Below are 22545 nucleotides of genomic sequence, written 5' to 3'. Positions count from 1 at the left end.
GAGCTCACCACCGCCGACGGGACGTTCTCCGCGCAGATGCTGGTCTTCCACAACGACGCGGAAGGCGTGCGGCAGGCCACGGCGAACCCGGTCGGGGGCACGAGGTTCGGCGAGGTGAGGTCCGGTGACCACCTCGCGTTGCCGAGCACCGTGCAGCCGCTGGACTTCGTCGAACGGGGGTGAGCGCTCCGGCTGCCCCCGAGGGCAGAGAAGCGCGCACCCGGTCACGCCTTCACCGCCGCTGCCCTCCGGCAGCCGAACGAGGAGAGTTCTGGACATGGGAGCAACTGCCACGCTGTCCACAACGGACCTGTCCGTCGTGCCGGGCGCGGACGTCACCTGCCAGGTGGTGGTGCGCAACGCGGGCGAGCTGGTCGACCAGTTCACGATCGACGTGGTCGGCGACGCCGCGTCCTGGAGCCACGCCGAACCGGCGGTGGTCAACCTCAACCCCGGCGAGTCCGCACCGGTGCTCGTCCGGTTCGCGCCGCCGCGGGACGCGAGCGTCCACGCGGGCTCGGTGCCGTTCGGCGTCAGGGTCGTCTCGCGTGAGGACCCGCACGGTTCCGTCGTCGAGGAGGGCGTCGTCCTGGTCGACGCGTTCACCGACGTGGCCGCGGAACTGGTGCCCGCCAAGGCGGAGGGCTCGCGGAAGGCCAGGTACGAGGTCGCCGTCGACAACGTCGGCAACGCGCCCGCGCTGCTGCGGCTGCGTGCCGTCGACCCCGAGGACGAGCTGGACTTCCGGCTGGACCGCACCGAGATCGCGCTCCCGCCGGGCACGACCACCTTCGTGCGGGTGCAGGCCAGGCCCCGCAGGACCTACCTGCGTGGTGAGCCGCGGCGGCACCCGTTCCAGGTCGAGATCACGCCGGACCGGGGCGAGCCGATGCTCGCCCAGGGCACGATGGTCCAGCGCCAGCTGCTGCCGAGGTGGCTGATACCGGCCCTGGTCGCGTTGGTGCTGCTCGCGGCGGCACTGGCCGCGCTGTGGTTCACGGTGCTCGCCCCGGCCGTGAAGTCCGCGGCACGAGAGGCGATGCAGCAGGAGGCCCAGCAGATCCAGGAGAAGGCCGACGAGGCCGCGAGCGCGGCCGGCGCCGCGAAGGACGAGTCGAAGCAGGCCGCCGCGAACGCCGGTCAGGCCCTGGACGCGCTGGGCATCAAGCCGGGCGACACGTCCGCGACCCCCACCCTGCCGAAATCCGCGGCCGCCAAGGGCGACCCGGTGACGTTCCGGATCGACTCCACCTCGGCGATCGTGGCGAACGCCGGCACGTTCAGCGAGGTGACGTTCACCCCGCCGGACGACAAGAAGACGTTGCTCATCAAGGACATCTTCTTCGAGAACGCGAAGGGCGACACGGGCACCGCCCAGCTCGTCCGGGACGCGGGCGGGACCCGCAGCGTGATCCGCGTGATCGGGCTCGGGAACTTCCGGGACCGCGACGAGCACTTCCAGGAACCGCTGCGGTTCCAGCCGGGCGAGAAGATCGTGTTCCGGGTGAGCTGCCAGAACCCGCAGCCCAAGGGCGCGTGCACGCCCTCGGTGGTGTTGAACGGGCGAGCGGAGTGAGCGTCAGATCAGGCCTTCGCGCAACGCGAAGGCCACGGCGTGGGCGCGGTTGCGCAGCTGGAAGCGGTTGGTGATGTCGTGCAGGATCGACTTCACCGTCCGCTGCGAGTAGCAGAGCTTCTCCGCGATCTCCCTGGTCTCCAGGCCGTCGGCGATCATCCGCAGCACCTCGGTCTCCCGGCTCGACATCCCGGCGAGGTTGAGTCCGTTGGGGCGCAACACGGTGCGCTGCAGCTGGGACACGCGGCCCAGCAGCCGGCCCAGCAGGTCCGCGGGCAGTGAGCCCTCCCCGGCGTGGGCCGCGCGGATCAGCCGGACCAGCGTGTCCGGGGTGGCGTCGGCGCGGCGCAGCACCGCGGACACACCGCTGCCGACCACGTCGAGCAGCTCGGAGTCGGCCACGTCACCGGCGATCAGCACGATCCCGGGGTTCGGCCGGCACTGCAGCTTCCTCAGCAGCTGCAGCACGGTGCCGTCGAGGCGTTCGGCGACGACGAGGGCCACGCAGCCCTCCGCGGTCTCCGGTTCGACGAGCCTGATCTCGGGGCGGGACCGCAACGCGACGGTGACGCCCGCACGGGTGATGGAGTCGGTGGCGTGCAGGACGACGGTGACCGGATCGGCGTTCATCAGCTCCCCTTCTGACGTCGGCTTCTCAATCATCCCGCCGGGAACGTCCCGGCAGACATGGGCACATGTCCCGAACTGTCCCGGAAGTGGTTTAACTTCCCCACTCCGCCTGACGTGCCCTGTGGACGGCCTGGGCGCGGTCCGCCACCTGGAGCTTGCGCAGGATGTTCGACACGTGGTTGCGCACGGTCTTGGTGCTCAGGAACAACTCCCGCGCGATGGCGGCGTTGCCCTTGCCCCCGGCCATGAGGTGCGCGATCTCGCGCTCGCGTCCGGTCAGCTCCGGCAACGTGCTCGGGCGTGGCGCGCTGGCGAAGAAAGCCAGCAGCCGCGTGGCGACGGCAGGGCTGAAGATCGCCTCGCCCTCACCGACCGCCCGCACAGCGTCCACTATCTGCTGAGGCCGCGAGGACTTCACCAGATACCCCCGCGCACCGGCTCGCATCGCCGCGAACACCGACTCGTCGTCGTCGAACATCGTCAGCACCAGCACGCGGGCGGACGGCCGTGCGGTGACGATCCTGTGCGTCGCCTCGATGCCGCCGAGGTCCGGCATGTTGAGGTCCATCACGACCACGTCCGGCCGCAGCCGCCCGGCCAGGTCGACGGCGGCCGTGCCACCGGAGGCCTCGCCGACGACGTCGATGCCGCTGTCGGCCAGGGCCGCGGTGACACCACTGCGGAAGAGCGGGTGGTCGTCCACGACCAGGGCGCTCAGGGGCATGGGACCGGCAGCACGGCCGCGAGCCTGGTGCCGCCGCCGGCGCCGCGCTCGACGTGGCAGTTCCCGCCGAGGTCTTCGGCCCGCTGCCGCATCGACGCCAGCCCGACACCGGCGGAGGCCTCCGCGGCGGCCCCCACGCCGTCGTCGACCACCTCCACCCGCAGTTCGGCGTCGAACCACAGCCGCACCTGGCACGTGCGGGCGTCGGCGTGGGTGACGACGTTGGTCAGGGCCTCGCGGATGATCTTGTACGCGGTGACGCCCACCGCGTCGGGCAGCGCCGGGATCTCGCCGAGCACCGCCACGTCGATCGTGATGTGCAGGCGGGACCGCAGGTCGGCGACGAACCGTTCGACCGCTCCGACGAGCCCGAGCCGGGCCACGGAGGACGGGCTCTCGTTCGCCACCAGCGTCTTGATGTCCCCGATCGCCGAGTGCACCTCGTCCTCGAGCGTCGCGAGCAGCCTCGCCGCGGCCGCCGGATCGGTGGCGAGGAGCCGCCGTGCCGACCGCAGTCCCAAAGCGACGGCGGCGAGCGATGGGCCTATCCCGTCGTGGAGGTCACGTAGCACCGTGCGACGCGCTTCAGCCGCACTTCTGGCGCATGTCTCCGCTGGCACGATGAACTGGCGGCGCATGCTGGCTCCCTCCCAACCATGACGTCGCTCGCCCTTCGACGCCCGTTTCCGCCATTCCCGATTGTGTTACCGCAAGTCCCTCGATCGGCCTATACCTGCTGCGCAGAGCGATCGTTCTTGGACCGATGAAACCGGGTGGGGGAGTGATGCGAACAGACGGGGAATCGATGTCGTCTGTTGAGCGGGACAGAGGTATTTCCCCGGCGAACGGGCGCTCTTCACGGGTATGGGAGTCGAAGTCCACGACCCTCGCTGGCTCGCCGCCGTGCCGGGAGCCGAGCTCGTGGTCGGACTGGACGAAGTGGGGGAGTGCGCCGCTGACGGTCACCGGGTCACGGTGATGATCGACCTCGTGCCGCGCACCGTGTCGTTGATCCGAAGCCTGGCCATCGAGGCCGTGGGCGAGGGCGCGCGCAAGGTGCGCGTACGGCCGTACGGCGTCGATCGGGTCGATCTCGTCTATGCGGCCGTGGAGCTGAACCGGGTCGCCGAGGACGACGCCGTCGAGGTCCAGTTCGACGTCACGTCCGCGGCGCTGCTGAGAGCGGACCCCTCGGCGTTCGTGCGGGCCGACCCGCTGGTGGTGAAGCAGGACGGGACGGTCGTACCCATCTGCGCCGGGCTGGAGCGGTACGCGCTGGGCGAGCTGGGGTCGTGGGACGCCCTGGTCGAGGTCTGGGACCCCGGACCGGTGCACGACCTGTGCCGGGTCGCGCTGACCAGGGCGATGGCCGACACCGGACCACTGGTGTCCTGGTACGAGCACCTCACCCGGACAGCAGCCGGGACGCGGGCCGGGTGTTGATCACCAGGTCGGGCGTGACACCGCACTCCTCCGCCCGCGCGCAGCCGTAGTTCAGCCAGTCCAGCTGGCCGGGCGCGTGCGCGTCGCTGTCGATGGAGAACGTGCACCCGGCGTCGACGGCGAGGTCGAGCAGCCGGCGCGGGGGATCCAGCCGCTCCGGCCGGGAGTTGATCTCGACCGCGGTGCCGTGCTCCGCGCAGGCCCCGAACACCTGCTCGGCGTCGAACTGGGACTCGGGACGCCCCTTGCCCACGACCAGGCGGCCGGTGCAGTGGCCGAGGATGTCGACGTGCGGGTTCCTGACCGCGTTCACCATCCGGCGGGTCATCTCGGCCCCGGGCATCTTCAGTTTCGAGTGGACGCTCGCGACCACGACGTCGAGCCGTGCCAGCAGGTCCTCGTCCTGGTCGAGCGAGCCGTCGTCGAGGATGTCGACCTCGATGCCGGTCAGGACCGTGAACGGCGCCAGCTCCGCGTTCAGCTCGGCGACGACCTCGAGCTGCTTCTCCAGCCGCTCCCTCGACAGTCCATTCGCGACGGTCAGGCGCGGCGAGTGGTCCGTCAGCACCATGAACTCGTGGCCGAGATCCCTGGCCGCCTCCGCCATGTCCCTGATCGGGCTGCCACCATCGGACCAGTCCGAGTGGACGTGGCAGTCGCCCTTCAGCCGTGCCCGCATCTCCTCGCCGCCGGAGAGGTCCACGTGCCGGAGCTTCGCGAGATAGGACGGTTCGCGGTTCGCCAGCGCGTCCACGACGACCCCTGCCGTCGACTTCCCGACGCCTTTGAGGTCGGTGAGCGTGCCGAGCCGCGCCCGCTTCCCGACCTCCGCCGGGTCGAGACCGGCGAGGACGGCGGCGGCGTTGCGGAACGCCTGGACGCGGTAGGTCGGCTCGCCCGCCCGTTCGAGCTGGAAGGCCACCTGCTTCAACGCCTTGACCGGATCCATACCCCTTCCTACCCCATCCCCTCACCCCGCGCGGCTCGGAGCCGGGTGAGACGCGCGGCGGGACACACCCGACCTTCGGAGGTGTCGTGCGGGTCCGCGACTGCGGAAGCGTGGTGCCGCCGACCGGCGATCGGAGGGGGTACGTGGTGAGGAAGCGTTGGGGCGCGGCGGCTTTGGTCGCTCCGCTGGTGATGTCCCTGGTGGGAACGGCCCAGGCGGTACCGGGACCGCTGGACGAGTACTACACCCAGACCGTCGCGTGGGCCGAGTGCCCGGCGGGCTGGGTCACGCCCTCGACGGGGGTCGAGTGCGCCACGGTCATCGTGCCGATGGACTACAAGAACCCGGACAACGGCAACCTCGAGGTCGCCATCTCGCGCAAGAAGGCCTCCGATCCCGCGCGCCGCAGAGGCGTGCTGCTGACCAACCCCGGTGGACCCGGTGGGTCAGGACTGGGCGCCGTGCACTGGTTCAACGCCCAGACCGAGGTGGTGAAGATGTACGACGTCATCGGCATGGACCCGCGTGGCGTCGGCCGTTCCACGCAGCTGCGGTGCATCTCGACGCCGACGGACGACGAGTTCCCGTCGCGCCCGACGGACTCGCAGCTCTCGAACTGGACGGAGTACTACCGTTCCGTCGAGGCCAACTGCCAGCGCGGCGGTGGTGAGATGCGCCGGTTCGTCTCGACGATGAACACCGCCCGCGACATGGACGTCATCCGCGGGGCGTTGGGGGAGAAGAAGATCTCCTACGTCGGCTACTCCTACGGCACGCAGCTCGGCGCAGTCTTCGGCTCGATGTTCCCGAAGTCGCTCGACCGCAGCGTCCTCGACTCCGCGCTCGACCCGCTGAAGACGTGGCACGAGCAGGACGTCGACGTGGTGGACGCGATCACCGACAACCTGAAGAAGTGGACCGAGTGGACCGCCGCCCGCAACGGCACCTACGGCCTGGGCACCACCGCCGCGGCCGTGCGCGGTGAGCTCGACAAGATCGCCGCACTGCTGAAGGAGGGCCCGTACGGCGGCTACACCGACGTGTCGTCGTTCGACTACACCGTCGGCGCCACCCGGTACCGCAGCTCCTGGGCCGCGTTCTCCCGCCACATCGCCTCGATCAAGGCCGGCGCCGCCGACCCCGCCGAGGTGGCCGCGATCATCGCCGCGCTGAAGAAGGGCGACGTCGAACCGACCTCGCCCGGCACGTACCAGGCCGTCACCTGCGAGTGGGACTGGTTCACCGACGTCACCACCTACTACAACGACATGAAGCGCTGGCGGGACACCAACCCCTACGGCGGCACCGTCGACTACATGGCCCCGACGAACTGCACGTTCCGCGCGTTCCAGCGGCCGGAGAAGATCCCCGCGATCACGCGCAGGTACCCGGCGGGCATCGTCGTCAACTCCGACGGCGACACCCAGACCCCGCTGGCCAACGGCAGGGTCATGGCCGAGCACCTCAACGTGCCGCTGATCAACGTGGCGAACGACGGCCAGCACGGCCACTACGCGTTGCGCGGCAACGCCTGCGTCGACGCGCTGGTCAACAAGTACCTGGTGTCCGGCATCCTCCCGGCCTCGCGCGTGACCTGCGCGGGCACCGACATCGCGGAGACCGTGCCTCCGGGCGCCGCGACCGGGCTGGGCGTGCCGCAGGCCCGGCCGTTGAGCGAGATCCTCGGCGAGATCGCGGCCGCGCCCAAGCCGTTCTGACGGTGACACGAGGGGCGGAGGTGTCCGCCCCTCGTGTCACACTCGGCAGGGTCAGCACCCGCCGGGAGGCCGTCATCACGTTCGTGGGCAGGGAACAGGAACTGGACGCCGTCCTCGGCCGCGTCGACCGGGCTCCCGCGACCGGGTGGCGCGCCCGTTCACCGAGCTCACGGCGGCCGGTCCCGCGGTGGTGCTGGTCTACGGCTCGGACCAGGACGAATCGGTCAAGCTCACGGGGGTGCTCGGCGGCTCGCGCGGTCATCGGGTTCCGCTTCGAGCACACCCTCGACAGACCGGGCATGATCGCGAGAGCGGTCGGCGAGCTGTTCGGGTTGACCTCCGCCGGGTGAGTGCGCCCGGTGACCGGTACGAAATCGATGGGGGACTCATGAGGACCGTGTTCACGACCTGCCCGCTCTGCGAGGCGACGTGCGGGCTGGAGCTGACGGTCGAGGGCGACCGCATCACGAAGGTGCGCGGCGACCGCGAGGACGAGTTCAGCCGCGGCTTCCTGTGCCCCAAGGGCGCCTCGCTCGGCACGCTCGACGCCGACCCCGACCGGCTCTCGACGCCGCTGATCAAGCGCGACGGCGAGTTCCGGGAGGCCACCTGGGAGGAGGCGTTCCGGTACGTCGACGAACGCCTGAAGGACTTCCCCGACCGGAACTCGGTCGGCCTCTACCTCGGCAACGCGGTCGTGCACTCGCTCGCCGGCGGCCTCTACGCCGGACCGCTGCGCAAGGCGCTGGGCAGCCGCAACGTCTTCACCGCCGGCACCGTCGACCAGATGCCCAAGCACGTCCAGGTCGGGTACGTGTTCGGCGGCGTCTTCTCCATCCCCGTGCCCGACATCGACCGCACCGACTTCATGCTCGTGCTCGGCGCGGACCCGTTCTCGTCCAACGGAAGCCTGTGGACGGTCCCGGACGCGCCCGGCCGGTTCAAGGACCTGCGGAAGCGCGGCGGCAGGTTCGTGGTCGTCGACCCGCGCCGCAGCCGGACCGCCCAGGCGGCCGACCAGCACGTCGTGATCAAACCGGGCACGGACGTGTTCCTGCTGCTGGCACTGGTCCACGAGCTGTTCGCGCAGGACCTGGTGAACCTGCGCCACCTCGCGGAGCACGTCACCGACCACACGGTGATCCGCGCGCACGTCGAGGCGTTCGGCCCGGACGCCGTCGCGGAGCGCACCGGAGTCGACGCCGGGACGATCCGCGACCTGGCCAGGCAGCTGGCGTCGGCCGGGCGCGCCGCGGTCTACGGGCGGATCGGCACGACGACCGTCGAGTTCGGCACGGTCGCGTCGTGGGCGGTGGACACGCTCAACGTCCTCACCGGCAACCTCGACCGGCCGGGCGGCGCGATGTGGCCGCTGCCAGCGCACGGCGGGCGGGGAACGGGCAGCGGCAGGGGCTTCGCGACCGGTCGCTGGCACAGCCGGGTCAAGGGGCACCCCGAGGTGATGGGGGAGTTCCCGGCCGTCACGATGGCCGACGAGATCGAGACGCCCGGCGAGGGCCAGGTGCGGGCGCTGATCACCATCGGCGGCAACCCCGCGCTGTCGTTGCCGAACTCGGCCCGCGTGAACGACGCACTGTCCTCGCTGGACTTCATGGTCAGCGTCGACCCCTACCTCAACGAGACCACCAGGCACGCCGACGTCATCCTGCCGACGCCGCCACCGTCCCGCCGCGACCACTACGACATCGCGTTCCTCAACAACTCGGTGCGCAACGTCGCGAAGTACTCGCGTGCGGCGATCCCGCTGGAGGAGGGCAGGGTCGACGAGACGGACATCTTCTTCCGCCTCGCCACGATCTTCAGCGGTCTGGGCCCGTCCGCCGATCTCGACGCCATCGCCGCGTTCCAGCTCGAGGACCAGAGGAAGAGGCTCGGCGTCGACTTCGAACCGGAGGGCGAGACGCGCGAGGAACGCCTGCTGGACCTGAAACTGCGCACCGGCGCGTACGGGATCTCGTTGCGGCAGCTGCTGGACAACCCGCACGGCATCGACCTCGGCCCGCTCACCCCGCGCCTGCCGGAGATCCTGCGCACGCCGTCCGGCAAGATCGAGCTGACCCCGCAGCCGATCGTCGACGACCTGCCGCGCGTGCTCGAAGCGCTCCGCACGCCCGAGACCGGGATGGTGCTCGTCGGCCGCAGGCACCTGCGCACCAACAACTCCTGGATGCACAACGTGCCCGCGCTGGTGAAGGGCAAGCCGTTGTGCACGCTGCTCGTGAACCCCGATGACGCCGCCGGGATCGGCCTGACCGACGGCGCGACCGCCCAGGTCACCTCGCGCGTCGGCAAGATCGAGGTGCTCGTCGAGGTCACCGCGGACATCGCGCCCGGCGTGGTGTCGATGCCGCACGGCTGGGGCCACGGCCAGCCCGGCACGCGGCTCGCGGTCGCCGGTGAGCACGCGGGCGTGAACGTCAACCTCCTCACCGACGATCTCCGCATCGACCCGCTCTCGGGCACCGCCGTGCTGAACGGCACCCGCGTGCAGGTCGTCCCCGCCTGAACCCCACTCGATGCGCCCAGGAGCCGCCATGACCGCCGGAGCCACCAGCCCGACCGCGGTGCGAGCCGTCCGCCGCATAGCCGACCTGCCGTTCCTCGCGGAGCAGTCGTACGGCGACGCGGTGGCGTGGCGGTTCAAGCGGGACGGTGAGTGGCGCGAGCAGACCTTCGCCGAGGTGTCCGAGCTGGTGCTGGACCTCGCGTCGGGGTTCGTCCACGCCGGACTGGAGGCGGGCGACCGGGTGTGCGTGCTCGCGAACACCCGTCCGGAGTGGACCGCGGTCGAGCTGGCCGTCCTCGCGGCGGGTGGCATCGTCGTGCCGATCTACCCGTCGAGCACGCCGAAGGAGATCGCGTGGGTGGTCGGCGACTCCGGCGCGTCGATCGTGGTGGCCGAGAACGAGCCGCAGTGCGACAAGGTGGAGTCCGTTCAGGACCAGCTTCCCGAGCTGCGGAACATCTTCACGATCGACCCCGCCGGTGTCCGCCCCACCGTGGCGTCGGTGCAGGACATCGGCCGCACCTCGCCGCTGGCCACCGAGCTCGACACCCGCCGTGCCGCGATCAGGCCCGACGACCCGAGCCTGATCATCTACACCTCGGGCACGACCGGTCCGCCCAAGGGCTGCGTGCTGACCAACGAGAACTGGGTCGCGCTGTGCCGCCTCGCCGAGGAGGCGCGCATCGAGGCGATGACCGGCACCGTCTACCTGTTCCTGCCGCTGGCGCACGTCTTCGCGCAGATCGTCATGTTCGGGACGATGTACCGCGGCGGCGCCCTGGCGTACTTCGGCGGTGACATGGCGGCGATCGTGCCCGAGCTGGCCGAGGTGAAGCCGACCTTCCTGCCGTCGGTGCCGCGGATCTTCGAGAAGATCTACACGCTCGTCACGTCCGCCGTGCCGCCGGAGCAGCTCGGCCAGGCCGTCGCGCTCGGCCTCGAGGTGCGCCGCCGCCGTGCCGCGGGCGAACCGGTTCCCGCCGGGACGGCCGCGGCGTTCGAACAGGTCGACGCGATGTTCGCCAAGGTGCGCGCGGTGTTCGGCGGCCGGCTCGTGCAGGCGTTGTCCGGTGCCGCGCCGATCTCCCCCGAGGTGTTGCGGTTCTTCCACGCCGCCGGCGTTCCGGTCCTGGAGGGTTACGGCATGACGGAGTCCACCGCCGTCGGCACCCTGAACACGCTGGAGAGCTTCAAGCTCGGCTCGGTCGGCGCGTCCGGCGTGGCGCGCCTGGAGATGAAGGTGGCGGAGGACGGCGAACTGCTGATGCGCGGACCGCACGTGTTCGCGGGCTACTGGCGCAACCCCGAGGCGACCGCGGAGACGATCCAGGACGGCTGGCTGCACACCGGCGACCTCGGCGAGATGGACGCGGACGGTTTCGTGACGATCACGGGGCGCAAGAAGGACATCATCATCACCGCGGGCGGCAAGAACATCGCGCCCGCCAACGTGGAGAACGTCCTGAGGCAGTCGCGCTGGATCTCGCACGCGGTGATGTTCGGCGACCGCAGGCCGTACTGCGTGGCGCTGCTCACACTGGACGCCGACGAGATCCTGCCGTGGGCCGCCGAGCGCGGGTTGCCGTCCGGCCTCGAATCTTTGGTGGGTCACCCGGAAGTGCTAGCGCTGGTGCAGGGAGTTGTTGACGAAGCGAACTCGCACTTCGCCAGTGCTTCCCAGGTGAAGAAGTTCGTGCTGCTCACCAGGGATCTGTCCCAGGAGGAAGGTGAGCTCACGCCGACGTTGAAGGTCAAGCGCACCGTGGTGCACCGCCTTCACTCCGGGTTGTACGAAAGCCTCTACGCGTAACCCGTCCGTACGAGAAATCGAAAAACAGGTACATCCACCCTGGCGGATTCCGTCCGCTCAGGGCAGAGTGGGACACCAAGCGGCGCCAGGCCCCCTCCCCCCTCGGGCCCAGCCGCTTCGCGGCCCCGGCTCACGGCGTACTCCCCCCAGACGCCCTTGCCGGGGCCGCCTTGCTTTCACCGCTTGGGTGGTGTTGTCGTTCCACGCACGATGAGCTGTGTCTCCGCCACGATCTGCGGGACCTCCGCGCGGTCCGAGTCGAGCCAGTCCAGCAACAGGGTCACGGCCGTGCGTCCCGCCTGCGACACCGGCATCGCCACCGTCGTCAGCGCGGGCGAGCACAACGACGCGTACGTGAGGTCGTCGAACCCGGTCACCGACACGTCGTCGGGAACCGAGATCCCGCGGTCCCGCAACCGGGCCAGCACCCCGAGCGCCATGATGTCGTTGTAGGCCACGATCGCCGTGACGTCGGCCGCCACGGCCAGATCGGCCGCCTGCAGCCCACCCTCGTACCGCGGCGCGAACGGCCCGAGATCGGCCAGGCCGACCCCGTGCCGTGCCACGGCGGTCGTCAACCCGCGGCGACGCTCCTGATTGGACCACGACGTGCGAGGCCCGTTGAGGTAGGCGATCCGCCGGTGTCCCAATGCGACGAGGTGGTCGACGACGGCCCGCATCCCGCTCGCCGAGTCCATCACCACCGCGGGTACGCCGGGCAGCCGCCGGTTCAGCAGCACCAGCGACGTCACGCCGGCCACCTCGTGGACCTGCGAGTCCTCCAGTCCCGGTGCGCACAGCACGACGCCGTCGACCTGCTTCGCCATCGCGCGGACGAGCCTCGCCTCGGCGACCGGGTCCTCGTCGCTGTCCGCCACGAACACCGCGTAGTCGGCCTGCGCCGCCCTGGCCTGCACCGCCTTCAGCACACCGGTGAAGAACGGGTTGTCGAGATCGGGCACGACGATGCCGATGTTGCCGGTCCTGCCCGTGATCAACCCGCGGGCGGCCCGGTTGGGCTGGTACCCGAGCTCGGTCGCCGCGGCCAGCACCCGCGACCTCGTCTCGGGCCGCACCAGGTCGGGCGACGTCAGCGCACGCGACACGGTGGCCACCGACACGTGGGCCCTGCGCGCCACGTCGCGGATGGTGACTGCCACTTGTACCTCACCCTCGAGCTCGCGGTTGATCTCATCATGACCGGTGCGCGGTCAGGCCTTCAGCCCGCGCAGCAGCAGTTCGATCAACCGCCGCGGGTCGTACCGCGGGTCGTCGCGCCCGGCGCACAGGTTGCCGATCCCGCGCATCAGCTCGTACGGCCGCACGTCGTCCCTGATCTCCCCGGACTCGACGGCCGCGCCGATCAGCGACTCGCACACGGGCCCGAGCCGGTCGAGGAAGTAGGCGTGCAGCGACTCGAACCCGCTGCTGTCCGACTGCAACGCGTGCGCCAGACCGTGCTTCGTCACGAGGAAGTCCACGAACAGCGAGATCCAGGACCGCAGCGCCTCGAACGGCGAGTCCGAAGTGGACGACAGCGCCGGGCCCGCCTCCGCGCACGCCTCCACCTGGTGCCGGTAGACGGCCACGACGAGGTCGGCGCGGGTGGGGAAGTGGCGGTAGATCGTGCCCATGCCGACGCCCGCCTCCGCCGCGATCTCGCGGATCGGCGCGTCGACACCGGACCTGACGAACACCTCGGCCGCCGCCGCGAGCAGCGTCTGCTCGTTGCGCACGGCGTCGGCCCGCTTGCGTGGGGGCACGGCACTCCTCCCGGACGGCGTGTTGACAAAGCGGAACAGTGCTCCGTATCGTTCCGGAACGTCGCTCCGTTTCAGCGGACTGTACCCGAAAGGAACGTCATGGCCGTCTTCACGGTGAGCCCCGTCGTGCTCCGGATCCCCGGCAGGCCCGTCGACCTGCAGCTGAAGGTCTCGGCGCCGACCGAGGGCACCGAGCTGCCGATCGTCCTGCTGTCCCACGGGCAGGGCTACTCGAACCACCTCTCCTCGCTGAACGGCTACGCGCCGCTCGCGAACCACTACGCCGCCCAGGGCTTCGTCGTCCTGCAGCCCACCCACCTGAGCAGCCGCACGCTGAACCTGCCCGCGGACACCCCCGGCGCACCGCTGTTCTGGCGGTCCAGGGCCGAGGACATGACGCACGTCCTCGACCGGCTCGACGAGATCGAGAACGCCGTGCCGCAGCTGGGGAACCGCCTGGACCGCGCGAAGGTCGCCGTCGTCGGGCACTCGATGGGCGGGCACACCGCGAGCCTGCTCCTGGGCACGCGCACCGGGCCGGTCGACCTCAGGGAGCCGCGCATCCAGGCCGGCGTGCTGCTCGGAGCGCCGGGACGCGGTGACGCGGTCACCGACACCGTGCGCGAGAACTACCCGTTCATGCTGGACACGGACTTCAGCACGATGACCGCCCCTGCGCTCGTCGTCGCGGGGGACAAGGACACGTCCGAGCACCTCACGGTCGCCGGACCGGCGTGGCACGCGGACCCGTACCACCTCGCGCCGGGCGAGAAGGACCTGCTCACGCTGTTCGGCGCGGAGCACGGGTTCGGCGGCGTCGCCGGCTACGACGTCGCGGAGACCACGGACGAGAGCCCGGAACGCGTCGCGGCCGTCCAGAAGCTCACGACGGCATACCTGCGCACCCGGCTGGACAAGACCGACGACTGGCAGCAGGCCGGGGAATGGCTCGCCACCACCGGGTTCGGCACGGTCGAGTCCAAGAACTAGCGCGCGTCGGGCTCGGGGTTGTGGCCGGGACGTGACAGGAACTCGAAGTCGCACCCCTCGTTCGCCTGCGTGATGTGCTCGTAGTACAAGGCTCCGTAACCGCGTTCGAACGTCGGCGGTGGCGGCGTCCACGCGGCTGCCCGCCGCGCCATCTCCTCGTCGGAGATCTCCACGCGCAAGACCCGCGCCTCGACGTCCAGCGTCACGAGGTCGCCGTCCCGCACCAGCGCCAGCGGACCACCGACATGCGCCTCCGGTGCGACGTGCAGAACGCAGGCGCCGTAAGAAGTTCCGCTCATCCGCGCGTCCGACACGCGCACCATGTCCCGGACGCCCTCGCGCAGCAGCTTGTCCGGGATGGGCAGCATCCCGTACTCCGGCATGCCGGGCCCGCCCTTGGGTCCGCCACCGGCCAGCACGATCACCGAGTCCTTCGTCATCTCCAGCGAAGGCGAGTTGATCCGTGCCCGCAAATCCTGGTAGCCGTGGAAGACCACGGCGGGCCCGGTGTGCCTCCACAGCGCGGGATCGGCCGCCACGTACTTGATCACCGCACCGTCCGGGGCCAGGTTGCCCCGCAGCACGGCCAATCCACCCTCGGGGGACACCGGGTCGTCCACCGGCCGGATCACCGAGGAGTCGTGCACCTCGGCCCCGTCGAGGTCCTCGCCGAACGTCCGCCCGGTCACCGTGACGCGGTCGAGGTGCAACGACTCCCGCAACCGCGACAGCAAGCCCCGCAGCCCGCCCGCGTAGTAGAAGTCCTCCATCAGGTGCTCACCGGCGGGCTGGACGGAGGCCAGCACGGGGACCTCGCGCGACAGCCGGTCGAAGTCGTTCAGGGACAACGGGATCCGCGACCGCCCGGCCATCGCGATCAGGTGGATGTACGAGTTGGTCGAGCCGCCGAGCGCCAGCACGGTCCTGATCGCGTCCTCGTAGGCCTCGGGGGACAGCACACCGGCGATCGTCAGGCCCTCGCGCACCATCTCGACGGCACGCGCACCCGACGCCGCCGCCATCCGGTGGTGCGCGGAGTCGACCGCCGGGATCGACGACGCGCCGGGCAGGGTGAGCCCCAGCGCCTCTGCCGCCGCGGTCATCGTCGACGCCGTGCCCATCGTCATGCACGTGCCGGGGGAGCGGGCCAGCCCCTCCTGGATCTCCGCCCAGTCGCCGGACGAGATCGTCCCCGCCCGCTTCTCGTCCCAGAACCGCCACATGTCCGTGCCGGACGCGAGCCTCTCGCCGCGCCAGTGGCCGCGCAGCATCGGCCCGGCGGGCACGAAGATCGCCGGGAGACCGGCGGAGGCGGCGCCCATGAGCAACGCGGGCGTCGTCTTGTCGCAGCCGCCCATCAGGACGCAGCCGTCGACCGGGTAGGAGCGGAGGACCTCCTCCGTCTCCATCGACAGCATGTTCCGGTACAGCATGGGAGTCGGCTTCTGGAACGTCTCCGACAGCGTGGAGACCGGGAACTCCACCGGGAACCCGCCTGCCTCCCAGACCCCGCGCTCGACCTGCTGGGCTCGTTCGCGCAGGTGCATGTGGCAGGGGTTGATGCCGCTCCACGTGTTCAAGATGGCGATGACGGGTTTGCCGAGGTGTTCGGAGGCGTTCACGCCGAGCTGGCGCATGCGGGCGTTGTGCGAGAACGCCCGCAACCCGTCCCCGTCGAACCACTCACCGCTGCGCAGCTTCACAGCAGGCTCCACGAGTTCAGCAGCACGCCGACGGCGGAACGGTCGGCTTCACTCAGGACGCTGGCCGGCGGCCGCACGTCCCGGCGGCACAAACCCAGCTGTGCCAACGCTTCCTTCACGACGGAGACGTTGTTCGCCGACTCGTTCGCCGCCCGCAGCTCCTCGAACCCGCGGAGGAACTCCCAGAACTCCATCGCCGCACCGAACTCGCCGGCCTTCAGCGTCTCGAACATCTGCACCGACAGCTGCGGCGCCACGTTCGCGAGCCCCGAGGTGAACCCGGAGGCCCCGACCGCGAAGTAGCCCGGCGCCGACAGCTCGGCGAGCCCCGCGACCCACGTCAGCCGCTCCAGCCCGGCGTCCCGCGCGACGGAGGCGAACCGCACCGGGTCCGGCACCGCGTACTTCACGCCCACGACGTTCGGGCAGGCGTCCGCCAGCGCCGCGATCTGCGCGCCGCCGATCCGCGGGTTGCGGACGTAGAGCACCACGCTCAGCTCGGGCACCGACGACGCGATCGCCCGGTGGTAGTCGACCCACCCGTCCAGCGACACGTACGGGTGCACCGGCTGGTGGATCATGATGCCCCGCGCGCCCGCCCGGTCCGCGAACCGCGCGGCCTCGACCGCGGTGGCGACGTCGTGCCCGACACCGGCGACGATCGCGGCGCGGTCACCCGCGGTGTCCACGGTGATCCGCAGCGCACGCTCGGTCTCGGCGGCCGACAGCGTGTAGAACTCGCTCGTGTTGCCGTTGGGCGTGACGACCGAGATGCCGCCGTCCACCATCCGGTCGACGATCGCGGCGTAGTTCTTCTCGTCGATCGTCCCGTCCGCGCCGAACGGCGTGACGGTGATCGCCACGACGGACGCCAGCTGGTCGGAGAGGTCATCGAACGACATCGGGGAGCTCCTCGGTCACTCGGTCGGCGAACGTCCTGATGTGCCCGCGGAGCAGCTCGAACGCGAGATCGCCCCGGCCCTCGACGGCGGCGGCCAGGATCGCGCGGTGCTCGGCGGCCTCGTCGTCCCACGTCGGGCGGATGCCCCACCCGGCGACGGTGATCAACGCGGCCTGGTCGCGCAGCCCGTCGAGGATCTGGACCATCAACGGGTTGCCGCACCCGGCGTACAGGGCGCGGTGGAAGCGCCGGTTGGCCAGGCTGCGGCGCGCCAGGTCGTCGACGTCCTCCAGTGCCTGCTCGGCCTCGCTGAAGTCGGCTTTCCGCAGGACCGCGCGCCGCAACGCCTCGGGCTCCACCAGCATGCGCACGTCGTAGACGGACGCGGCCATCGCGGCGTCGACCGTGCGGACCGACGCGCCCTTGTAGGGACTCATCAGGACGAGCCCGGACCCCGCGAGCGTCTTGAGCGCCTCGCGCACCGGCGTCTTCGAGACCTTGAGCGCGGCCGCGAGATCCGTTTCCACGAGCGCCTGACCGGGCTTCAGCTTTCCGTTGAGAATCGCTTCTTTGATCGATTCCAGAACAAAGTCCGTCCGCGACGCCGGAGGTGCCGCCACCCGGTCATACATCATATATGAGAGCCTAGGAGCTGCGGGATCGTCAGGTCAACCGTCTGGACGGGGCTCACAAAAATCCATGTATCTGATGTGAACCAACTTCCTCGCAGACTCGTTTTGAAGGTGTTGGTCACCGCTGTGCGCGGGACTGGAGAAGGAGAAATGTGAGTGGATCGTTCCGCGTGATCGTGTCCATTGCCGCGTCCGCCAGCGCATGGCACCGAACGTCCTGGGCACCAACGAGTTGAACGAGAACGACATGCTGATGGAAGAACTGCCACCGGAGGCCGTGCTGGACGGGCCTCCGCCGAACGCGGACCACCTGCTGCAGCGCACGCTGGGCACGGTCCGCGCCGAGAGACACCAGGCCGTGCGACGCCGAGGGCGCATCACGGCCGTGACATCGACCTTCATGGTCGCCGGCGTGCTGGCCGGCGGCGTCTGGATGGGCCAGGAACTGGGGGTGGCCGGCACCGGCGCGGTCCTGCAGGGGACCTCGGCAGCAGGCGCGCACATGGCCGTGCAGGTGACCGACACCGAGGGCGGCCTGAGACTGGTCGCCACCGTGGACGGCGTGCAGGACGGGGAAGCCTGCTGGCTGGTGGTGCACACGAGGGACGGCAGAACCTTCACCGCGGGCTCGTGGAGGGCGCATGCCGGCGAGGTGACGCTGTCCGGCTCCGCGATGGTGAAGGCGGAAGACGTCTCCGGCGTCAGCGTGGTGAACCACGCCCGCCAGCCGCTGGTGACCGCGGGCTAGAGCAGGACCAGAGTTCGCCGACGGCCCCGCAAGCCGTCGGCGAACGCCCCACTCGGCCAGCGTTCCCGACGACTCACATCACACCCGCTGCGGCCCCGCCCGCCTCACCGCTGCGGCACTCCGCTGGCGCACCCCCGCACCCCCGCACCCCCAGGCCGCGGCTTCATCGCTGCCTCCGCTGCGCGGGGACACATCGCACCCCGTGTCACGCCGCTTGTCGCGCACCACGCCAGGCTGCCCGCCGCCCACCACCCGCCGCGAATTGACCACCGGTTGTCGGAATGTCAACATTCGGACATGCCTCCGCTCGCCCGGCCCGCGTCCCACCGAGGTCTCGCCGGCGAGGTCGCCGACCAGGTCCGGACCGCGATCCTGGCCGGTGAGCTGGGCCCCGGCGCGCCCCTCAAAGAGGCCGACCTGATGGCCGAGTTCGACGTGAGCCGCAGTTCAGCGCGCGAAGGTCTGCTGCTGCTCGAAGGCGAAGGGCTGGTGAGCTCGGAGCTGCACCGCGGCACGCGGGTGCGCGCGCTCGAGCCGGAGGACGTCGAAGAGCTGTACACGCTGAGAGCGGCGTTGGACGGGCTCGCGATGAGAACGGCCGCGAAGAAGGGCGCGTCGTTCGACGCGTTGGACGCCGTTGTCGAGGAGATGCGGCACGCGCGCACGAACGCCGAACGGGTCGCGTTGGACATGAAGTTCCATGACGCCGTGTACGAGGTGGCGGGGCATCGGCGGCTCATCGAGTCGTGGCGGGCCATCCGCAGCCAGATTCATCTGTTCCTGCTCGCGCGGATCGACGGCGATCCCACCTATCGTGAGCTCGTGGTGCCCGAGCACCTGAACCTGGCGGCGGTCCTGCGCGTAGGAGACGTCGAGCAGGCGGCCTCGGCGGCGGAGGAGCACCTGCGCGGGTCCTACGAGAAGCTCGTGGGACGAAATGACCGCCCGAACCGAGACAGCCTGGACTGAGACAGTCTCATCGACCCGATTGGCAAGCTGTAACCGTGGTCCGGAACAAACCGGTGACCCTCGCAGTCGCGGCGGTCGCGGTACTGGTGCTGGTGGCTTCCGCGATCGTGCTGTCCGGCACGTCGAGCGCCGACCGGTACGTCAGCGAGCTCGACCAGGTGGTGGACGAACCGGAGAGGTCGGGCGTCGTCATCCGCTGCGGCACGAACGAGGAACGTCACCTCAACGCGGACAACCCGGTCGTTTCGCCAGGTATCCCGTTCGGCGCGCACCACACTCATGAGTACGTGGGCAACAAGTCAGCTGACGCGCTTTCGACGGACGACTCTCTCGCGGCCGCGTCCACGACGTGCGAGAAGGACGACCGTTCCACCTACTACTGGCCGGTGCTGCGCCTTACTGACGGCACGGGACCGGACGCGCACGCCGACGGTGGTGGCCTGCACGGCAACACCGGCGAGGTGCTGGAGCCCACGAGCGTGGAGATCCGGTATGAGGGGAGCCCGGTGAGCGCCGTGCTGCCGATGCCGCGGTTCCTGCGCCTGATCACCGGCGACCCGTCGGCCTTCACCAGCGGTTACGGGCCGAACACGCGGGCGCGGTGGGGCTGCGCCGACAAGCCCGGCCGCTACACGGCGAAGTACCCGCTGTGCGGGAACGCGACCACGTTGCGCAGCTACGACTTCGGCAGCTGCTGGGACGGCAACAACACCGACAGCGCCTCGCACCGCACGCACGTGGCGTTCCCGCTGGCAGGCGGCGCGTGCCCGCCGAGGACGTTCCCCATCCCGCGGCTGCACGTCACCGTCGGCTACCACATCCCCAAGGGCCGGCCGTTCGCGATCGACAGCTTCGCCGAGGAGCTGCGCGACCCGGCGACCGACCACGCGATGTTCATCAACGTCATGCCGGAAGCGGTGATGAACGAGCTGGCCGGGCATCTCAACGGTTCCCGCTAACATGCCCCGATTCTTCTGGGACTTTCGTTGAACCAAGGCCCGCCTCCGCTCGTGTGACGGCTGAGGTCTTGAACAGGACGCCCGCACGAGGTGTTCGCGGGCGGGGAGGAGTGGGTGGATGGCGGCTTTGTTCTCCCGGAAACGGGAGACCGCGGCCGACGAGGCGCTGATCCGATCGCTCTACGAGGAGCACGGTCGGGCTCTGCTGGCCTACGCGACGCGGTTGACCGGCGACCGGGCGGCTGCCGAGGACGTGGTCCAGGAGACCCTCGTCCGTGCTTGGCGCCACCCCGACGCCCTCGTGAACGGCAAGGGATCGGTGCGCGGCTGGCTGTTGACCGTGGCGCGCAACATCGTCACGGACCGGGTGCGCGCGAAGGCGGCGCGTCCGCAGGAGGTGGCGGAGTCCCCGACGACGCCACCGATCGAACGCGACCACGCCGACCAGGTCGTCGACTCGGTGGTGGTGCTGGAAGCGCTCGACAGGCTCTCGTCGGACCACCGGGACGTGCTGATGGAGATCTACTTCCGCGGCCGTAGCGTGACGGAGGCTGCGGAAGCGCTCGGGGTACCACCGGGCACGGTGAAATCGAGATCGTATTACGCGTTGCGAGCCTTGAGGGAGACCTTCGGCGGTCAGAAGGTCGCACTGAAGGGGGTGGCCGGATGACCACGCAGCACGACCCGCACCTGCTCGGCGCCTACGTTCTCGGGGCGCTGGACGAGCAGGAGGTGCGCGTGATGGACGAGCACCTGGCGTCCTGCCCCGACTGCGCGCGTGAGGTCGCGGAGCTCCGCGACATGGAGGCCTTCCTCGGCGAGGTGCCGCCGGAGGCCATGCTGGACGGGCCGCCGGAAGGCGGCGACCTGCTGTTGCAGCGCACCTTGCGCCAGGTGCGCGCCGAACGAGGCGGCGTCGCCCGACGTCGTCAGTTCGCGCTCGGTGCCGCGGCGGCCGTGGTGGCCGCCATCGTGCTGGGCGCCGGAGTCCTCGTCGGTAAGGTCACCTCGCCCGATGCGAACGTGGCCCTTCCCACCCCGACGGTGGCACCGGACCCGGCGGGCACCAGGCTCGCCACGTTCACGGACCCGGCGACCAAGGCGTCGATGACCGTGAAGGTCGTCCCCGCCGCGGGCTGGGTGCGCACGAACATGGCGATCAGCGGTATCCCCGAGGGCGAGAAGTGCCGGATCTTCGTCGTGGCGAAGGACGGCAGCCGCCAGGAGGCGGGCTCCTGGGTGGTGTCCAAGAAGGGCGCCGCCGAGGGCACGAACCTGGACGGTTCCGCGCTGGTCGACCCCAAGGACGTGAAGTCCGTGGTGGTCGAGAACTTCGCGGGCGAGAAGTTCGTCGAGGTGCCGGTCCAGGCGTGACCGAGGAAATGATGGGGCCGTCCTTCCGGGACGGCCCCATCACCTTTGCCCAGGTGACCAGGTCCCTGGCCGGACAAGTTGCTCACACCATGCGTGCGGACGGACTGCGAATCATCGAGCCCCGATCGCTCGCTTGATCACACGGTCACGGCTTGAGCACCACTTTTCCCACCACCGCACGTGATTCCAGCGCCTCGTGCGCCTTCGCGGCGTCCTTGAGCGCGAACGGCGGGTTGACCAGCGGCACGAACCGCCCGCCGGCCAGCCCCGCCATCGACTCCTCCTCGAGGTTCCGAAGACCGCGCCGCATCATCCCCGGCCCGAGCGCGACGGTCGCGGTCAGACTGTTGGCGAACAACGCCTCCGTGCTGATCGGCGTCATCGCGCCGGAAGCCCAGCCGTAGATGATCTGCCGTCCGCCGGTCCCCAACGTCTTGAGCGCCTGCGCCCCGACCTCGCCGCCGACGCCGTCGAACACGACCGTCATGTCCTTGACGCCCTCCGCCCAGCCCGGCCGCGTGTAGTCGATAGCCGCGTCCGCCCCGTTCTCCACGACGAGATCGAGCTTCGCACCACTGGCGAGCCCGATGACCCGCGCGCCGACGTTCCGCGCCTCCTGCACGAACAACGTGCCCATGCCACCCGCCGCCGACGTCACCAGCACCACGTCGTCCTTGGTGAGCTGGGCGCGGTCCAGCACGGCGACCACCGTGCGCCCGGTGCCGATCATCGCGACCGCCGCCTCGAACGACACGTCGTCCGGCACCGCGTGCAGCGCGCTGACGTTGGCGACCGCGAGCTCCGCGTAGCCGCCGTTGGCCTGGCCGAGGTGCGCGACGACCCGGCGGCCCAGCCATTCGGGCTCGACGTCGGCGCCGAGAGCCGTGACGACGCCCGCCACCTCCCGGCCGGGCGTCATCGGGAAGTCGACGGGGCCGAAGCCGCCCTTGCGGATGGTGGTGTCGACGAGGTGGACGCCAGAGGCGGCCACGGTGATCCGCACCTGACCTGCGGCGGGCTCCGGGTCGGAGACCTCCTCGACGAGGAGGTTCGAGGCCGGGCCGAACTCGTACTGCCGAATCGCGAACATGCTCGTGACGCTACGAACTCGACCTAACTGGAGGTCAAG

General features: G+C 70.3%; 22 protein-coding genes. 12 read left to right on the top strand and 10 right to left on the bottom strand.

What is annotated here, in order from left to right:
- Together VM306_RS19620 and VM306_RS19615 are read left to right on the top strand one after the other, a co-directional pair.
- A partial coding sequence (locus tag VM306_RS19620) for a hypothetical protein (RefSeq protein WP_325517004.1) occupies positions 1–183 on the top strand: 183 nt, incomplete at its 5' end.
- 94 nt (positions 184–277) lie between these two features.
- Positions 278–1576: a hypothetical protein gene (locus tag VM306_RS19615; RefSeq protein ID WP_325517002.1), complete on the top strand. Its 1299-nt coding sequence runs from the start codon at positions 278–280 to the stop codon at positions 1574–1576.
- Between the two features lie 3 nt (positions 1577–1579).
- Here VM306_RS19615 and VM306_RS19610 read toward each other — a convergent pair whose 3' ends face one another.
- The 3 genes from VM306_RS19610 to VM306_RS19600 all read right to left on the bottom strand — a co-directional run bounded on the left by VM306_RS19610 (position 1580) and on the right by VM306_RS19600 (position 3502).
- The gene (locus tag VM306_RS19610; RefSeq protein ID WP_325517000.1) at positions 1580–2206 is read right to left on the bottom strand and encodes a response regulator transcription factor; all 627 of its coding nucleotides are present in this window, start codon (positions 2204–2206) and stop codon (positions 1580–1582) included.
- A 91-nt stretch (positions 2207–2297) separates the two neighbouring features.
- Positions 2298–2930, bottom strand: coding sequence for a response regulator transcription factor (locus VM306_RS19605; RefSeq protein ID WP_325516998.1), 633 nt, complete (start codon positions 2928–2930; stop codon positions 2298–2300).
- On the bottom strand, positions 2921–3502 hold the full coding sequence (locus VM306_RS19600) for a sensor histidine kinase (protein ID WP_325516996.1): 582 nt from the start codon (positions 3500–3502) through the stop codon (positions 2921–2923). The genes VM306_RS19605 and VM306_RS19600 overlap by 10 nt, the downstream gene beginning before the upstream one ends.
- A 292-nt stretch (positions 3503–3794) precedes the next feature.
- On the opposite strand from VM306_RS19600, the gene VM306_RS19595 reads away from it, so the two are divergent.
- A complete protein-coding gene (locus VM306_RS19595) occupies positions 3795–4373 on the top strand; it encodes a hypothetical protein (RefSeq protein WP_325516993.1) in 579 nt (192 codons plus the stop codon).
- On the opposite strand, the gene VM306_RS19590 is transcribed toward VM306_RS19595, so the two are convergent.
- Entirely contained in the window at positions 4336–5322 is a 987-nt protein-coding gene (locus tag VM306_RS19590) for a PHP domain-containing protein (RefSeq protein WP_325516991.1), read from the bottom strand. The genes VM306_RS19595 and VM306_RS19590 overlap by 38 nt on opposite strands.
- A gap of 146 nt (positions 5323–5468) precedes the next feature.
- On the opposite strand from VM306_RS19590, the gene VM306_RS19585 reads away from it, so the two are divergent.
- From VM306_RS19585 to VM306_RS19575, 3 genes are all read left to right on the top strand, one after another.
- Positions 5469–7040 carry an alpha/beta fold hydrolase gene (locus VM306_RS19585; RefSeq protein ID WP_325516988.1) on the top strand — a complete coding sequence of 524 codons (1572 nt, stop codon included), beginning with the start codon at positions 5469–5471 and terminating at the stop codon, positions 7038–7040.
- Positions 7041–7428: 388 nt separating this feature from the next.
- The gene (locus tag VM306_RS19580) at positions 7429–9567 is read left to right on the top strand and encodes a molybdopterin oxidoreductase family protein (protein WP_325516986.1); all 2139 of its coding nucleotides are present in this window, start codon (positions 7429–7431) and stop codon (positions 9565–9567) included.
- 28 nt (positions 9568–9595) lie between these two features.
- Positions 9596–11377 carry a long-chain fatty acid--CoA ligase gene (locus VM306_RS19575; protein ID WP_325516984.1) on the top strand — a complete coding sequence of 594 codons (1782 nt, stop codon included), beginning with the start codon at positions 9596–9598 and terminating at the stop codon, positions 11375–11377.
- Positions 11378–11553: 176 nt separating this feature from the next.
- Here the strand turns inward: VM306_RS19575 and VM306_RS19570 are convergent, their stop codons facing one another.
- Entirely contained in the window at positions 11554–12537 is a 984-nt protein-coding gene (locus tag VM306_RS19570; RefSeq protein WP_325516982.1) for a LacI family DNA-binding transcriptional regulator, read from the bottom strand.
- A gap of 51 nt (positions 12538–12588) precedes the next feature.
- Positions 12589–13140, bottom strand: a complete 552-nt coding sequence (locus VM306_RS19565; protein WP_325516980.1) for a TetR/AcrR family transcriptional regulator — start codon at positions 13138–13140, stop codon at positions 12589–12591.
- 99 nt (positions 13141–13239) lie between these two features.
- Between VM306_RS19565 and VM306_RS19560 the strand changes: the two genes are divergently transcribed.
- The gene (locus VM306_RS19560) at positions 13240–14130 is read left to right on the top strand and encodes an alpha/beta hydrolase family protein (protein WP_325516978.1); all 891 of its coding nucleotides are present in this window, start codon (positions 13240–13242) and stop codon (positions 14128–14130) included.
- Here VM306_RS19560 and araD read toward each other — a convergent pair.
- The 3 genes from araD to VM306_RS19545 are packed head-to-tail and all read right to left on the bottom strand — an operon-like array spanning position 14127 to position 17366.
- A complete protein-coding gene (araD, locus tag VM306_RS19555) occupies positions 14127–15833 on the bottom strand; it encodes an L-arabinonate dehydratase (protein ID WP_414672417.1) in 1707 nt (568 codons plus the stop codon). The two genes, VM306_RS19560 and araD, sit on opposite strands and share 4 nt — an antisense overlap.
- Complete coding sequence (locus VM306_RS19550; RefSeq protein WP_325516973.1) at positions 15830–16735, bottom strand: dihydrodipicolinate synthase family protein; 906 nt, start codon at positions 16733–16735, stop codon at positions 15830–15832. Before VM306_RS19550 ends, araD begins: the two co-directional genes overlap by 4 nt.
- Positions 16722–17366, bottom strand: coding sequence for a GntR family transcriptional regulator (locus VM306_RS19545; RefSeq protein ID WP_325517006.1), 645 nt, complete (start codon positions 17364–17366; stop codon positions 16722–16724). The genes VM306_RS19550 and VM306_RS19545 overlap by 14 nt, the downstream gene beginning before the upstream one ends.
- A gap of 202 nt (positions 17367–17568) precedes the next feature.
- Here VM306_RS19545 and VM306_RS19540 point away from each other — a divergent pair, with 202 nt between their 5' ends.
- From VM306_RS19540 to VM306_RS19520, 5 genes are all read left to right on the top strand, one after another.
- Entirely contained in the window at positions 17569–18114 is a 546-nt protein-coding gene (locus tag VM306_RS19540) for a hypothetical protein (protein ID WP_325516971.1), read from the top strand.
- Between the two features lie 297 nt (positions 18115–18411).
- A complete protein-coding gene (locus VM306_RS19535) occupies positions 18412–19083 on the top strand; it encodes a GntR family transcriptional regulator (RefSeq protein ID WP_325516969.1) in 672 nt (223 codons plus the stop codon).
- A gap of 53 nt (positions 19084–19136) precedes the next feature.
- A complete protein-coding gene (locus VM306_RS19530; protein WP_325516965.1) occupies positions 19137–20042 on the top strand; it encodes a DUF1996 domain-containing protein in 906 nt (301 codons plus the stop codon).
- 118 nt (positions 20043–20160) lie between these two features.
- Positions 20161–20712, top strand: a complete 552-nt coding sequence (locus VM306_RS19525; protein ID WP_325516962.1) for a sigma-70 family RNA polymerase sigma factor — start codon at positions 20161–20163, stop codon at positions 20710–20712.
- Positions 20709–21416: a zf-HC2 domain-containing protein gene (locus VM306_RS19520; protein WP_325516960.1), complete on the top strand. Its 708-nt coding sequence runs from the start codon at positions 20709–20711 to the stop codon at positions 21414–21416. The genes VM306_RS19525 and VM306_RS19520 overlap by 4 nt, the downstream gene beginning before the upstream one ends.
- A 145-nt stretch (positions 21417–21561) precedes the next feature.
- Here the strand turns inward: VM306_RS19520 and VM306_RS19515 are convergent, their stop codons facing one another.
- Complete coding sequence (locus VM306_RS19515; RefSeq protein ID WP_325516958.1) at positions 21562–22506, bottom strand: zinc-binding dehydrogenase; 945 nt, start codon at positions 22504–22506, stop codon at positions 21562–21564.
- Positions 22507–22545 lie beyond the last annotated feature (39 nt).

This window comes from Lentzea sp. (assembly GCF_035525475.1).
In the GTDB taxonomy this organism is placed as follows: Bacteria; Actinomycetota; Actinomycetes; order Mycobacteriales; family Pseudonocardiaceae; genus Lentzea.
The sequence above is the reverse complement of the archived record's forward strand: the minus strand, read 5'-3'. Positions and strand labels throughout refer to the sequence as shown.

Coding starts and splice junctions, on each gene's coding strand:
- VM306_RS19605 (WP_325516998.1), bottom strand. CDS start 2,930: ATGCCCCTGAGCGCCCTGGTCGTGGACGACCACCCGCTCTTCCGCAGT.
- VM306_RS19580 (WP_325516986.1), top strand. CDS start 7,429: ATGAGGACCGTGTTCACGACCTGCCCGCTCTGCGAGGCGACGTGCGGG.
- VM306_RS19615 (WP_325517002.1), top strand. CDS start 278: ATGGGAGCAACTGCCACGCTGTCCACAACGGACCTGTCCGTCGTGCCG.
- VM306_RS19550 (WP_325516973.1), bottom strand. CDS start 16,735: ATGTCGTTCGATGACCTCTCCGACCAGCTGGCGTCCGTCGTGGCGATC.
- VM306_RS19515 (WP_325516958.1), bottom strand. CDS start 22,506: ATGTTCGCGATTCGGCAGTACGAGTTCGGCCCGGCCTCGAACCTCCTC.
- VM306_RS19610 (WP_325517000.1), bottom strand. CDS start 2,206: ATGAACGCCGATCCGGTCACCGTCGTCCTGCACGCCACCGACTCCATC.
- VM306_RS19535 (WP_325516969.1), top strand. CDS start 18,412: ATGCCTCCGCTCGCCCGGCCCGCGTCCCACCGAGGTCTCGCCGGCGAG.
- VM306_RS19540 (WP_325516971.1), top strand. CDS start 17,569: ATGGCACCGAACGTCCTGGGCACCAACGAGTTGAACGAGAACGACATG.
- VM306_RS19575 (WP_325516984.1), top strand. CDS start 9,596: ATGACCGCCGGAGCCACCAGCCCGACCGCGGTGCGAGCCGTCCGCCGC.
- VM306_RS19595 (WP_325516993.1), top strand. CDS start 3,795: ATGGGAGTCGAAGTCCACGACCCTCGCTGGCTCGCCGCCGTGCCGGGA.
- VM306_RS19590 (WP_325516991.1), bottom strand. CDS start 5,322: ATGGATCCGGTCAAGGCGTTGAAGCAGGTGGCCTTCCAGCTCGAACGG.
- VM306_RS19560 (WP_325516978.1), top strand. CDS start 13,240: ATGGCCGTCTTCACGGTGAGCCCCGTCGTGCTCCGGATCCCCGGCAGG.
- VM306_RS19520 (WP_325516960.1), top strand. CDS start 20,709: ATGACCACGCAGCACGACCCGCACCTGCTCGGCGCCTACGTTCTCGGG.
- VM306_RS19545 (WP_325517006.1), bottom strand. CDS start 17,366: ATGTATGACCGGGTGGCGGCACCTCCGGCGTCGCGGACGGACTTTGTT.
- VM306_RS19525 (WP_325516962.1), top strand. CDS start 20,161: ATGGCGGCTTTGTTCTCCCGGAAACGGGAGACCGCGGCCGACGAGGCG.